Origin of the sequence: Vibrio sp. THAF190c, from assembly GCF_009363355.1 — a bacterium.
Taxonomy (GTDB): domain Bacteria; phylum Pseudomonadota; class Gammaproteobacteria; order Enterobacterales; family Vibrionaceae; genus Vibrio; species Vibrio fortis_A.
The window spans coordinates 595039-608081 of record NZ_CP045339.1 but is presented as its reverse complement, the minus strand read 5'-3'; the positions used below and the strand labels follow the sequence as shown (position 1 = coordinate 608081).

General features: G+C 45.0%; 12 protein-coding genes. 4 read left to right on the top strand and 8 right to left on the bottom strand.

What is annotated here, in order from left to right; all coding sequences use genetic code 11:
* Positions 1–10 precede the first annotated feature (10 nt).
* Positions 11–997 (bottom strand): AraC family transcriptional regulator, encoded by a 987-nt coding sequence (locus tag FIV04_RS17720; protein WP_152469943.1) that lies wholly within the window; start codon positions 995–997, stop codon positions 11–13.
* A gap of 26 nt (positions 998–1023) precedes the next feature.
* Positions 1024–1800 carry an SDR family oxidoreductase gene (locus FIV04_RS17715; RefSeq protein ID WP_152469942.1) on the bottom strand — a complete coding sequence of 259 codons (777 nt, stop codon included), beginning with the start codon at positions 1798–1800 and terminating at the stop codon, positions 1024–1026.
* 595 nt (positions 1801–2395) lie between these two features.
* Between FIV04_RS17715 and FIV04_RS17710 the strand changes: the two genes are divergently transcribed.
* The 3 genes from FIV04_RS17710 to FIV04_RS17700 all read left to right on the top strand — a co-directional run bounded on the left by FIV04_RS17710 (position 2396) and on the right by FIV04_RS17700 (position 4734).
* Positions 2396–3268, top strand: coding sequence for a radical SAM protein (locus FIV04_RS17710; protein ID WP_152469941.1), 873 nt, complete (start codon positions 2396–2398; stop codon positions 3266–3268).
* Positions 3269–3442: 174 nt separating this feature from the next.
* Complete coding sequence (locus FIV04_RS17705) at positions 3443–3679, top strand: YdcH family protein (RefSeq protein ID WP_150869889.1); 237 nt, start codon at positions 3443–3445, stop codon at positions 3677–3679.
* A gap of 161 nt (positions 3680–3840) precedes the next feature.
* Positions 3841–4734 (top strand): LysR family transcriptional regulator, encoded by an 894-nt coding sequence (locus FIV04_RS17700; RefSeq protein ID WP_152469940.1) that lies wholly within the window; start codon positions 3841–3843, stop codon positions 4732–4734.
* Positions 4735–4807: 73 nt separating this feature from the next.
* Here the strand turns inward: FIV04_RS17700 and FIV04_RS17695 are convergent, their stop codons facing one another.
* The 6 genes from FIV04_RS17695 to FIV04_RS17670 all read right to left on the bottom strand — a co-directional run bounded on the left by FIV04_RS17695 (position 4808) and on the right by FIV04_RS17670 (position 12014).
* A complete protein-coding gene (locus FIV04_RS17695; RefSeq protein ID WP_152469939.1) occupies positions 4808–5617 on the bottom strand; it encodes an SDR family NAD(P)-dependent oxidoreductase in 810 nt (269 codons plus the stop codon).
* 194 nt (positions 5618–5811) lie between these two features.
* Entirely contained in the window at positions 5812–7371 is a 1560-nt protein-coding gene (glpD, locus tag FIV04_RS17690) for a glycerol-3-phosphate dehydrogenase (protein ID WP_152469938.1), read from the bottom strand.
* 237 nt (positions 7372–7608) lie between these two features.
* Positions 7609–8394: a DeoR/GlpR family transcriptional regulator gene (locus tag FIV04_RS17685; RefSeq protein WP_032550593.1), complete on the bottom strand. Its 786-nt coding sequence runs from the start codon at positions 8392–8394 to the stop codon at positions 7609–7611.
* Positions 8395–8595: 201 nt separating this feature from the next.
* On the bottom strand, positions 8596–10122 hold the full coding sequence (gene glpK / locus FIV04_RS17680) for a glycerol kinase GlpK (RefSeq protein ID WP_152469937.1): 1527 nt from the start codon (positions 10120–10122) through the stop codon (positions 8596–8598).
* A 59-nt stretch (positions 10123–10181) separates the two neighbouring features.
* Entirely contained in the window at positions 10182–11036 is an 855-nt protein-coding gene (locus FIV04_RS17675; protein ID WP_150869894.1) for an MIP/aquaporin family protein, read from the bottom strand.
* A 546-nt stretch (positions 11037–11582) separates the two neighbouring features.
* Positions 11583–12014 (bottom strand): PACE efflux transporter, encoded by a 432-nt coding sequence (locus FIV04_RS17670; RefSeq protein WP_152469936.1) that lies wholly within the window; start codon positions 12012–12014, stop codon positions 11583–11585.
* A 119-nt stretch (positions 12015–12133) separates the two neighbouring features.
* Between FIV04_RS17670 and FIV04_RS17665 the strand changes: the two genes are divergently transcribed.
* Positions 12134–13015, top strand: coding sequence for a LysR family transcriptional regulator (locus tag FIV04_RS17665; protein ID WP_152469935.1), 882 nt, complete (start codon positions 12134–12136; stop codon positions 13013–13015).
* The last annotated feature ends 28 nt before the right edge of the window (positions 13016–13043 follow it).

Sequence of the window (13043 nt, the reverse complement as noted above, 5' to 3'; positions counted from 1 at the left end):
TAAAGCGGCATTAGCCTCGAACTTGGCTAGGCGTCGTCCCAGTCCAGTTGCTGTAGGCTCGAATAAAAGAGTTAGTCTCTTGGAATCCTAATAAGAAAGAGACCTCAATGATTGGCAGCTGCGTTTGCTGTAAATAATAGTCGGCCAACTCCTGACGTACTTTTTTGAGTACCCATTGATAGCTGTAGTTCTCTTCCGATAGCTTTCGTTGCAGAGTTCGCTTACTCATGGCTAACTGTTTTGCCACATACTCAATACTGCTCTCTCCTTGCGGTAGAGAACCAACCAAAACCGTAGAGACACGATCAAGTGTGGTGTTTTCTGCCTGCTGCGCTTCCAATCTTTGCTTTAGCTCATTATCAAACATATTGAGCATCGCCTGATTTTGGGTCAGGAAAGGAGCATTAGCATCGGTGGCTCTGAAACAAATCTGAGCCAAATCCCCTTGTTGTATTTCACATCCAAAATACGTTTCGTATGCTGCGAGTTGGTTAGGTAAGCCTGGCAACACCACCTTCAAAGGCTGAACGTGCGTGCGAGTCGCCATTCTTGCTAATTGCGTCATAAAGACCATTTCAGTTAGGTTGAGTGTTTTGGGTAATTCCCCCTCGTACCCATAGCAACCAAACGTAAGCTGCGTCGCAGTATTGTCCTTTTCGATATCGAGTATCATCGGCCCAATTAATGGTTTGTAATCGCGCAAGCGCACCAGTGCAGCGTTGAGATTATCACTGCACATTGCGGCATAGATTGGTACATCACATGATTCAAAACTCAGTACTTCCGCAAGTTTGAGTGGCATTTCTGTCTTGTGAGATGCGGCTTCGATGCCATGCCAAATTTGGAAGTATTGGGCAGGAGTTAGTTGCACTTTTGGTTGCTCAAAGAGCCCTTGAGGAAGACCTGCATGAGCCAGTATTTCGTGTACATCCAGACCTAGATCATTAAAGAGCACTTTCCAATTGGGTGGAATGGTGAATTTACTGGCTCGTTTCATCTCTTTTGCCTCACTATAAAACAGGTTTAGTTCTTTTCCATCGCTTGACGAGAAATCTTAAGCGCGATCTTGCGTGGCAAAAGAGGGATAATCCAATTAATCATAAATTTAAGCGGTGCCTCATTGAAAGCGACAAGCTCACGCTTTCGCATCGCTTCATAACCGCACTCAGCGACGGAACGTGCAGATTTAGCATTTTTCCAGATGTCGACACCATCGAGATTACCAGCTTCAACAAAACCGGTATCGACCGCTCCAGGGCATAGGGCGGTGACACTGATGTTGTGGTCTTTGACCTCTTCCGCTATCGCTTGGCTAAATGAAGTTACGTACGCTTTGGTTGCGTAATACACTGCTTGCAATAGACCGGGCATGAAAGAAGCGGTCGATGACACGTTAAGGATTTGGCCATAATTGCGCTCAACCATGCCTTGTAAGTAAAGGTGGGTTAGGTTGGTCAGAGTCACCATATTGACTTGCATCATGGATTGTTCATCAACTAATTCTCGCTCTGCAAACTTACCGTGCCCACCAAAACCCGCGTTGTTGATCAGTGTATCGATTTGAAGTTCTTTAGCTTGCGTGTAATTAAATACTTGCTGAGCGGATTCGGGTAAAGATAGGTCTTTTGCAATCACCTCTACATTGACCGAGTAAGCATTTTCCAATTGTTGCTTAAGAGCGTTAAGTTTGTCTTCTGAACGAGCGACGACGACTAAGTCATGGCCTTTTTCAGCATGAATTTTTGCGAGTTCTAAACCAATGCCGTTTGATGCGCCTGTGATAAGTACTGTTTTTGTCATGATGCTACCTTTGAGCTGTCTCGTGGTGTGTTCACATATTAGCCACTGCAGCGATCTAGGTAATATCCGATCACGACAACAAGCAATCTGATCGCGCCAACAATAGTGGCATGCGGCGACACATTAAGAAGAATGAGTTGGTATGAGGTTCTCCCGCTATCTCTTAAATCTGTCTTTTTTACACCTCGATGAAAGTTTTTCCGTGCTCGTTAGGTCGAATATAAGTGGAGTCTATGAGCTGTCTGTTTTTAAAGCTCTATTGAATGAATATGGAGGTCAAATTATGAAGTGGTTTTTTCTATCTCTAACTATACTGTTCGCCGCTGGGTGTCAGTCTACTGCGTCGTCTTCAACAGAGGATGACAGCGTCTGGGTACATACAGGTGGTTGTGATAACTAACTTTTCTTTGTTCTTTTCTGTCGCAACGGCATAAATACCCTCACTTTCTGCTGAGGGTATTTTATTTTAAATCTATAAACTGATTTCATATTTCTGTCTATTATCAATCTAATTCCTCATTGTTAGACTTCTCCGCAACAAAACAGCGCTCCGCCAATTGGGCATCATTTAGAGCGCGTAACTGGAGACACCACTATGCAATATGAGGGAAAAATCTACCGCCCTTGGATTGAGGCTCGCAGCATCCTGATTCAAACCACACTCGGATGCAGCATTAATACCTGTACTTTCTGTAGCATGTTTGATGATAAGCGCTTTAAGGTGCGTGATATCGAGGATGTGTTTGAAGATATTGAAGAGGCACGTCAGATCTACCCATACGTTGAGTCGATTTTCTTAACTGATGGCAATGTTATGGCAGCGCGCACCGATTACTTGTTGAAGGTACTGAATAAGCTCAAGTACACCTTTCCAGAGAGCCAAAGAATCTCTTTATATAGTGGGTTGAACGATTTTCGTCGCAAGAGTGTTGCAGAGTTGAAAGAGCTGAAAAGTGCAGGTCTTGATATGGCTTATTGTGGCCTAGAATCTGGCGACCCAGTGGTACTCGACCGAATTAAAAAACGCATGAGCCAAGAGCAAGCAATTGAAGGTATGTCGATGGCGAAAGAAGCAGGCATCGAAGTACTGTTGTCGTTTATCTTTGGCTTAGGTGGTCGTGAACGTTCTAAAGAGCACATCATTGAGACCACGCGTATTTTGAACATCACCAAGCCGGAACACATTGCACCAATGGCCCTTGCGATTCAACCGGGAACCGTGATGGAGCAAGAGGTCAAAGACGGTACGTTCATTATGCCGACACAATTGCAAATCCTTGAAGAAGAAAAGTATTTACTTGAAAACTTAGAGATAGATACCTTCTATTGGGGCGACCATGGCAACAATATTGTTCCTCAGAAAGGGTATTTGTTGGATTCTCGTGAGCAATTCTTAGCGCGCGTAAATCACGCCATTGACAGTAATCCGATGGCAGCACAAAACATCATCCAAACCTATTCTTGGTAAGGATACAGGCGGGAGCGAGGTGTTCGCTCTCGTCTAATTTAAATACGATTTGTGCCTAAATATTGTTCGATGCTGTGTGCTGGATCTCATCGTTTTTAGCACTCAGTTGCTAAGGTATTTATGACACATTCTCTAATTTCAGCCTGAAGGCTCTACAAAAGGAAAGAGGTCTCTATGCTAGGTGAAAACCACTCTCTTGTTCATGAATTCCCAGAAATGAAAGATAAAATTGCTCAGCTTGCAGAGGATAATGAAAACTTTGCGACTGACATGAAAACCTACAACGACTTAGATAAAGAGATTCGTAAATTGGAGCTAAACGGCTCGCCGATTGAAGATGGTCAAATGCACCAAATGAAGCACGATCGTTCAGTGCTTAAAGACTCGCTTTATGCGCGACTAACCGCGTAACCAAGACAATGATAAAGCAAACACAATGACTAAGCTCCTTCGGGAGCTTTTTTTGTGTCTGAAGTAGCAGAACTTGTACGGTATAGAGATTGTATTACTTCGAAAACCAAGCATAATAATTAGTATTAAATTATGACTTTCAAGTTTTTGTTGGTAATCAGATGAATATTGAACACCTGAAATTGTTTGTTCGCTTAGCTTCGACTCATAACATCAGCATGGCTGGGCAAGAGCTCGGGCTGTCACCAGCGGTTGCAAGTTCGCATATCAGTAAGCTCGAAGACAATTTGGGTGTGCGCCTCGTGCATCGTACTACCCGTAAAGTGTCATTGACTGAAGAGGGGCAAGCATTTCTGCCACATGCCGAAGAGGTGTTGTCTAGCGTAGATGCTGCTCGCTCGGCAATTGGCGTCGGCAGTGATTCTCCAACGGGCACGCTTAGGGTAACGGCATCGGCATCATTTGGTCGTTTGCATTTGGTGCCTGCTTTGGCTGGTTTTATGGAAGCTTACCCAGGGCTTAAGGTTGACTTGAGATTGTCTGACACAGTGGTCGATATGGTCGAGGGTGGCTTTGATATTGCGATTCGTATCTCTGAGCTCAAAGACTCTTCTTTGATTGCTCGAAAGCTTGCGCCGGATGATCGTATTATCTGTGCCTCTCCAGATTACTTAATCAAATATGGTAAGCCAGTCACTCCACAAGATTTAAACGCTCATCAATGTAACAGTTTGATCGGACTTGAGAACTGGACGTTTCAGACTGAGACAGGGCCTGTCACGGTAAAAGCGAATGGTCCATTCCGTACTGATAACGGTGAGGCTCTGAGAGATGCGGCTATTGGCGGAATCGGTCTAGCCATTGCCTCAACATGGTGTGTTTACGATAAGCTAAAAAATGGTGAGCTTGTTCGCGTGTTAGACGACTACCCGCTCACATCTGAGCCATCTATTTGGGCTGTCTATCCTAGTTCGCGTCTATTGGCGCCGAAAGTGCGTGCATTCATTGATTACTTCTCTGAGCATTATGGGACGCCACCCTACTGGGATATGTAGTTTCAGGATGACAGTTAAATGTGAAAAGCCCGCATCGTAGCGGGCTTTATTGTATTCGCTGTTCGTAATTCGCTTAAGCTAGCTTCTGTGCAAGCGTGTGTTCAATCGACTCAACCACCAGTTGCGATTTATTACCATGAATGGCATCTGGATGTGGGTTTGCAAATACTCCATTATCGTTATCGAAATATTTGCCATGAGCGTTCGCAAACTCATCGGATAGCGATGCGCGTACCAAGATACCCGAGCCAATGCTTAAGTCACCGCCCGCAATTCCGTAGGCATCTTTTACCATTTTACTGCCAAGTAGTGATGCCGGGTTCACCGCCACAACCATTGGACCATTGTCTGCTAACTCGGTTGCCATTTCGCGAGTCCACATAGTGATAGCGAGCTTACTTTGTGCATAGGCTTCTCCATCTGACAGTGGTTTACGACCTTCTAGCGCATCAATACTCACCGGCGCTTGAGCTGCAGAAGATAGGTTCACCACTCGGCTAGAGCTGTCTAACAGTGGTAGTAGTCGCTTGGTTAAGTGATATGGTGCGAGAGCATTGACCACAAAGCGCACATCCAAATCATCTGAAGTGATTGGGTTTGGCGTGTTGAAGACACCCGCATTATTAATCAGCACGTCGAGTTTAGACTGCTCTGCCAATACCTTGCTCGCCAAGGCTTCCACGTCCGCCAATATCGATAAATCCGCCACATAGCTTGCAATCTTTGCTGTGTCTGAAATGTTCGCGAGCTTTTGTTCAACGTCTTTTAATTTTTGTGGATTGCGACCGTGCAACAAAACGTGATGACCTTGTTCAACCAGTGTTTTTGCTGTTTCAAAGCCAATGCCATCAGTAGCGCCTGTAATCAGAATAACTTTTTGCATGGTATCTATTCCTTATTGAAACGCTGAGTGAGCAAGCGTTTATGTGTTTGGTTTCGTTGAGATAAAGCATAGCAAGGTTTTGAAATGGTGATAATTAACGGGCTGGTGAAAACACTCTTTAGATTTCGTTGAAAATAAAAAAGCTTAGTCGGGGGAGGACTAAGCTTTTGGTTGCTCGAATTCGCTAGGTGCTGTTAGCTCACTTGAGAAAAACTCACCACTTTTTGCTCAAGTGTCGTCTTTAAGTAGTCCGTCACCATTTGTTGCTCTTCATCGCTCATGTATAAGCCAAGTTTGGTACGACGCCATAACATATCTTCTGAAGTTTGAGACATCTCTTGCGTGATCAAGTAGTCGATTTCACGTTGGTAAACACCATGTGCTTCCGACGAGAACTTTTTACCAAGATCTTCTTCACAAGTTGCACCAGCGAGTAGATCCCAAGTCTGAGTACCAAACTGCGTGATGTAACGAAGCAGTAGACCTTTTGAAGCCCAAGGGTACTTAGAGTTCATCATGTCAGCCAATTGTTCACGACTGCAGCTAAAGTTACCACCTGGTAGCGTATCGGTTGCTGTCCACGCTGGTCCCATGTTTGGTAGGAACGGTTCTAGTTTCTTCAATGCAGCTTCACCAAGCTTACGGTAAGTCGTGAGCTTGCCACCAAATACTGAAAGCAGTGGTGCTTGATCAAGTTCAGCATCAAGCTCTAGCGTGTAGTCACGCGTGATCGCTTGTGGTGAGTCAGACTCGTCATCACAAAGTGGTCTCACGCCACTGTATGTCCAAACCACATCTTCGGTAGTTAGTTGCTGAACAAAGTGTTGGTTAACAATATCGATTAGGTAGTCGACTTCATCATCCGAGATTGCAACTTCGCGAGGATCGCCTTTGTACTCAACATCTGTTGTACCGATGATCGAGAACTTATCTAGATAAGGGATCATGAAGACGATTCGATTATCTTTGTTTTGAAGAATATACGCTTGAGGCTCATCGTGAATACGTGGCACGACAATGTGCGAACCTTTGATCAGGCGAATATTACGTGGAGATTCCTGTTCAAGACCATCATCAAAGAACTGTTTCACCCAAGGACCCGCCGCATTCACAAGGGCTTTCGCTTTACGTTCGAATGTTTGATCTGTCATTACGTCGCGAATCGTTACAACCCATACACCGCCTTCTCTGCGTGCTGCTTCTACGCGACAGTAGTTACGGGTTTCAGCGCCATTTTCTTTCGCCGCAAGTACATTCAGCAATACCATTCGAGCATCATCGACCCAACAGTCTGAGTATTCGAAACCGACTTTCATTTCAGGTTTCAGCAAGCCTGATTGCGCTAGGTTGACTGTTTTACTTGCTGGAAGCGTAGTTCGTTTACCCAAGTTATCGTAAAGGAATAGGCCACAGCGAATCATCCACGCTGGACGCAAGAATGGGCGATGCGGTAAACGAAAGCGCATTGGTTGCGCGATGTGTGGCGCTTTTCTTAACAGAACTTCACGTTCTGCTAGCGCTTCTGATACTAAACGAAACTCGTAGTGTTCTAGGTAGCGTAGGCCACCGTGAATGAGTTTTGAACTTGCCGATGACGTTGCTGATGCGTAGTCGCTAGCTTCGTATAAGCCTACCGTTAGGCCGCGTCCAGCTGCATCGGCTGCGATACCTGCGCCATTAATACCACCACCGATAACGATCAAATCTAAAGTGGAGGATGAACCATTATTTGTATTATGTTGTTGAGCACTCATGATTTTGACCTCTTGGTGAGCGAACGAGCATTTTTGAAACTCATTAAATCCTACTTTAACTTTCGTTTTTGGTCACTATTTATTTTCGTTTATGCGCGTTTAATGTGATTTGAACATAAAAAAACCTCCATTCGATATCGAATAGAGGCTTTTATTAACAATTGATTAAAGTGTAGACTGGTTTTTTGCGTAAGCGAACATATCTGAGTGCTAATGATAGATTCGCGAAATCAATGCCTATTCTGAAGGGGCTGAGCGCGTTTCAATCACTTCTAGAGGAATTTCAGCTTCTTTAAGAATGGTGTGAATCTCTTCTGGCGGCTGCTGGTTAGTGAAAACCATGTGTGCTTGATTAATATTGCCTAACTTCACCATCGCATTACGGCCGAACTTAGAGTGGTCGACAGCAATGAAGATACTACGGCTGTTTTCGATGATGGCCTGTTTTACTCGCACTTCATGGTAATCAAAATCGAGCAGTGAGCCGTCGAAGTCAATGCCACTGATACCTAGGATGCCAAAGTCTAGGCGGAACTGTTTCACGAAATCGAGCGTCGCTTCGCCCATGATTCCGCCATCTTTATTACGTACTTCGCCGCCAGCTAGGATTACTTTGATCTCAGGGTTTGCCAGCAGGATAGTTGCGACATTGATATTGTTCGTCACAACACGCAGCTGTTTATGGTTCTTATTGAGGGCACGAGCGACAGCTTCCGGTGTAGTACCAATATCAATAAATAGAGTGGCGCCATCTGGAATGTGTTTGACTACCTCGTCTGCAATGACGTCTTTTTCATTGAAATTGAGTGTCTTACGCGTGTTGTAAGAGGTATTTTCTGAGCTTAAAGGGATAGTGGCACCACCGTGGTAGCGGCGGATTTTGTTGCTGTCTGCGAGCTCATTGAGGTCGCGTCGAATGGTTTGTGGGCTTACATCAAACTTCTCAACGAGTTCGTCTGTGCTGACGTATCCCTGTGTTTTCACCAGATCGACAATCTGCTGGTGCCTTGGTATCTGCTTCACTTACTGCTCCCATGTGCCTAGATCTTGCTCTAGAACACCAATTTCGAAAATATATACTCGCTCTATTGTGCGCGAATTGGCGCGATGTGAGAAGTTTCTATACTGAGTTATCGGGGCTAAAACGCAAAAAGAGCACGACAGGCGTGCTCTTTTGAGTTTCGTTTGATGATTTTGGTTAAATTACACCCGATTTATAACGAATTAATCTTCGTTTTCTTCATCGTCGTGAAGCTCAGACCATACTTGTGCACACTTGATTGCACGTTTCCAGCCTTTGTAGCGACGGTTACGCTTCTCTTCGTCATGGTGCGGTTCGAATGTGCGATCAAGAACGGCTTTGTCTTGAAGCTCATCGATGCTGTCCCAGAAGCCAACCGCAAGACCAGCAAGGTAAGCTGCACCTAGGGCTGTTACTTCGGTTACTTCAGGACGGTGAACTTCTGTATCCAGAACGTCAGATTGGAACTGCATTAAGAAGTTGTTCGCTACCGCGCCGCCATCAACACGTAGGTTTGCTAGTTTGATGCCAGAATCCGCTTGCATTGCGTCTAGTACGTCGCGAGTTTGGTAAGCGATGCCTTCCAATGTTGCACGAATGATGTGGTTGGAGTTAACACCACGAGTTAGACCAACAATAGTACCGCGAGCGTAAGCATCCCAGTATGGTGCGCCTAGACCAGTAAATGCAGGAACAACGTAAACACCATTTGACGTATCTACTTTTGTTGCGAAGTACTCAGAGTCTTTCGCATCAGCCAGAAGCTTCATTTCGTCACGTAGCCATTGAATTGATGCGCCACCCATGAATACCGCACCTTCCAGTGCGTAAGCTGGTTCGCCTTTAGGGCCACATGCTAGTGTCGTTAGTAGGCCGTTTTTCGATGTTACTTTCTCTTGGCCTGTGTTCATTAGAAGGAAACAACCCGTACCGTAGGTGTTCTTCGCTTGCCCCGCTTCTACACACATTTGACCGTAAAGTGCTGCTTGTTGGTCACCCGCAATACCTGCGATTGGGATACGAGTACCGCCTTTACCACCCAAGTTAGTTTGGCCGTAAACCTCAGAAGAGCGTTTCACATCAGGCATCATTGATGCTGGGATACCCATTTCGTCTAGTAGCTTGCTGTCCCAACATAGATCGTTGATGTTAAACAGCATAGTACGTGATGCGTTTGTGTAATCCGTTACGTGAACGCGGCCTTGAGTCATCTTCCAAACTAGCCATGTATCGACAGTACCGAACAGTAGCTTACCAGCTTCAGCGTCTTCGCGAGCGCCTTCAACGTTGTCTAGAATCCATTTAACTTTGGTACCTGAGAAGTACGGGTCAAGGACTAAACCTGTATTGTCACGTACGTAATCTTCTAGGCCACGCGCTTTTAGGTCTTCACAGATATCAGCGGTACGACGACATTGCCATACAATTGCGTTGTAAACAGGTTTGCCTGTTTCTTTGTTCCAAACAATCGTTGTTTCACGTTGGTTGGTGATACCGATACCAGCAAGTTCGTCACTGCGGATGCCTGCTTTCGCTAGTGCTTCAACCAGAGTTGAGCTTTGCGTTGCCCAAATCTCCATCGGGTCGTGCTCTACCCAGCCTGCTTTTGGATAGATTTGAGTAAACTCTCGTTGAGAAGAGCTAACAATGTTCGCATCATGGTCGAGGATAACAGCGCGAGAGCTTGTTGTGCCTTGGTCTAGCGCTACAATATATTTTTGCTCGGTCATGGTAAGAATCCTTTTTATTTCGTTATCTATATTTTAGTAAATGTTGGAAGGCTTAGGGGTTAAGCACGAGCTTGTTCAGCTTCTTCTTCTGTTTCACATTGATTCGGAATAGTACAACCTTGGCCCGTTGCAGGTAGGTATGCAGCGATGGCTTTCGGGTATAACCAGCCACCAAAACACGCACCAGCAATTGGAGCAAGAATTGGAACAATAAAGTAAGGGATGTCGCGAGCACCGCTCAGAGCGTAGTCCCAACCTGCAAAGTAAGCGAATAGCTTAGGACCAAAGTCACGCGCTGGGTTCATCGCGAAACCTGTTAGTGGACCTAAAGAGCCACCAATTACAGCAATCAGAATACCGATAAGCAGTGGGTTCATTGCACCGCGAGACGCACCGTTGTTTTCATCGCCAAGCGCAAGAATGGCAAACATTAGAACAGCTGTAATCACAAATTCCACAGCAAAAGCGCCAAAGAAAGAGAGGGAAGCGTGTGGGTAAGTCGAGAAAATACCAGCTGTTGCAAGAGCGTCTTGGCTGCTACGTACGAAGTTATTCGCGATTTCATAGTCAGTAAACAAGTTGCTGTAAAGAGTGTATACCAGCGCTGCTGAGCAGAATGCGCCAAGCATTTGAGAGATGATGTAAGGCACAACCTTCGCCTTATCAAATCCGTGGAACATAGCCAGTGCGATAGTCACCGCAGGGTTAATGTGTGCACCAGATACGCCAGCAGTACAGTAAATTGCGATAGTCACGCCGAAGCCCCATACAATACTGATCTCCCATTGGCCAAATGCTGCGCCAGTTAGTACGAGTGCAGCTACACAGCCTACACCGAAGAAAATAAGTAGTCCTGTCCCTATAAATTCTGCTAAGCATTCGCCGAATAAAGAGGGGTGTTTTTTTATTGTCATTGTTCGAGTCCTTGTTAGTTTGCTTGTCTAGCACGTGTATTGTGCATATATTTGCGAACCCGAAAACAAACGAACATTAAAAATGAGCGTTTGAGCATGAATTTGTTAATGAAACGCAGTTTTATTGTTAATTAGCGCAACTTTGATCACAAATGAAACTCATATGAAAGAGGAGTGGGTATTTCGATGGTTGTTTTGATGACAGTTGCGAACATTCACTTCGAGCTAAAACTACTCGTATGCGCTGCAATGCACAACTGGTACGACAAGCCGAGAGTTTGATTTTGTGACGTTACTGCCTTGATGACCGAAATGTAATCAAACGGTTGTTTAAATTGCGCGCAAGAGTCTCTGGTACTGAAACTGGACTTTCTAAATGTGATGTGGTCGTGTGGCTTGTTTTATTGTTGTTACTTTTTTATTTTCGAAGTTCGTAGTCAAGAATCGAATTGCAGTAACGATGTATCGTTTGAGGAAAGCAGTCGTACTTATCTCCTTTTTACGACCGCTTTTGTTTCACCTAGATCCTTTCCCTTATCTTTATCCTTATGCCAATGCTTTTACTTTGCCTTTGCTGACCAGAAGATCACGGGCTGAATCGTAAGCCCAGTTAAAGCCAATCGCATACACCACGAAGAAAACAACTAAGCCAATATCCATGATAAGCACGGTTAGAAAGTCGAGTTTAAGTACCCACATCAACACTGGTAGCGTCACGGTCATTAACCCAAGCTCAAAGCCAAACCCGTGTAATACGCGCGTTTTCTTGGTTCGTTTTGTTCTGTCCGCTCCAAAGATTTTGTCGTAGCCGTAGTTGTAGACATAGTTCCAAGCCATGGCAATTAGCGACATCGCAAGCGCTAACCCTGCCATTTCCCCAGCGCCGTTACCAGTAATGTAGGTGGCAAGCCCTGCCATTAAAACTAATGCAACTAGCTCAAATAGCACCATGTGTAAGATTCGTTCTTTATGTGACATGTTGTTCTCTCTTTTCTATTCAGTTGGGCATTTGTCCCCTTCAATGGTGGCAATAATATCGATTATGTTGATAATAAAAAGATAGTAACTATCACTAATGATGATAAAAGGCAGGTGGTATGTACAATATAGAACAACTCAAAATGTTCGCTTATGCGGTAGAACTGGGTTCATTTTCAGCAAGTGCGCGAAGGCTAGGGAAAGTCCAATCTGCCGTAAGCCAAGGTATTAGTAATCTGGAAATCGATTTCAATACCACGCTATTTGATCGTTCAACTCGAAAACCGACACTCACTCGTGAAGGTGAGCAGATATACAAGCAAGTGAAAGCGATCATTATGCAGGTCGAAGATTTGAATGTGATGGTCAATGCCATTAATGACGAACAAGAGGGGCTAATTAGATTGGCGCTCGACGATTCACTGCTAGTCCCGAATTTGTCACCGATACTGAAAGAGTTCAGCGCGCATTTCCCTGCCACAGAGGTTGAGTTGATCGCTTGCACCACCACAGAGGTGAACCCGTTTGTACAGCAAGAGAAAGCGGATATCGGTTTAATGTTCACTGACTTGACGTTTGATGTTGGCTCCGAGCCCTGTTTTATTGGTCATCTGCCGTTTGTGGCGGTCTGCCATCCCAATCATCCCCTTGCTTGTGTTCCAGAAGCGAAGTTGCCTGACTTGCTTCCCCATCGACAGCTAATGTTGAGAGGAGATAAGGGCAAGCTGATGGATCAGTTCCCTTTGATTGCTGGGAAAGTGTGGTGGTCGAACAGTTTTATCGTGATTAAAGAGATGTTGTTGGGCAGTGATATTGGCTGGGCATACCTACCAGAGCACCTTGTTAGGGACGAAGTAGCTAAGAAGCAGCTGGTGGAAATTAACATCGCCTTTGATCATAAAACTTGGTCGCCTCCAGTGGATCTGATTTTGTCGAAGACCAAAAACAAAGGGCCTGCGCTTAAGTGGTTGGAGCATGGTTTAAAGAGTTTGCTCGATTAAATGTTTGTGCAGCTGTTCAATGATGTTT

Bases quoted from the DNA above. Each gene is read 5' to 3' on its own strand.
- FIV04_RS17705 (WP_150869889.1), top strand. From the start codon at position 3,443: ATGCTAGGTGAAAACCACTCTCTTGTTCATGAATTCCCAGAAATGAAA.
- FIV04_RS17715 (WP_152469942.1), bottom strand. From the start codon at position 1,800: ATGACAAAAACAGTACTTATCACAGGCGCATCAAACGGCATTGGTTTA.
- FIV04_RS17695 (WP_152469939.1), bottom strand. From the start codon at position 5,617: ATGCAAAAAGTTATTCTGATTACAGGCGCTACTGATGGCATTGGCTTT.
- glpD (WP_152469938.1), bottom strand. From the start codon at position 7,371: ATGAGTGCTCAACAACATAATACAAATAATGGTTCATCCTCCACTTTA.
- FIV04_RS17670 (WP_152469936.1), bottom strand. From the start codon at position 12,014: ATGTCACATAAAGAACGAATCTTACACATGGTGCTATTTGAGCTAGTT.
- glpK (WP_152469937.1), bottom strand. From the start codon at position 10,122: ATGACCGAGCAAAAATATATTGTAGCGCTAGACCAAGGCACAACAAGC.
- FIV04_RS17675 (WP_150869894.1), bottom strand. From the start codon at position 11,036: ATGACAATAAAAAAACACCCCTCTTTATTCGGCGAATGCTTAGCAGAA.
- FIV04_RS17700 (WP_152469940.1), top strand. From the start codon at position 3,841: ATGAATATTGAACACCTGAAATTGTTTGTTCGCTTAGCTTCGACTCAT.
- FIV04_RS17720 (WP_152469943.1), bottom strand. From the start codon at position 997: ATGAAACGAGCCAGTAAATTCACCATTCCACCCAATTGGAAAGTGCTC.
- FIV04_RS17665 (WP_152469935.1), top strand. From the start codon at position 12,134: ATGTACAATATAGAACAACTCAAAATGTTCGCTTATGCGGTAGAACTG.
- FIV04_RS17710 (WP_152469941.1), top strand. From the start codon at position 2,396: ATGCAATATGAGGGAAAAATCTACCGCCCTTGGATTGAGGCTCGCAGC.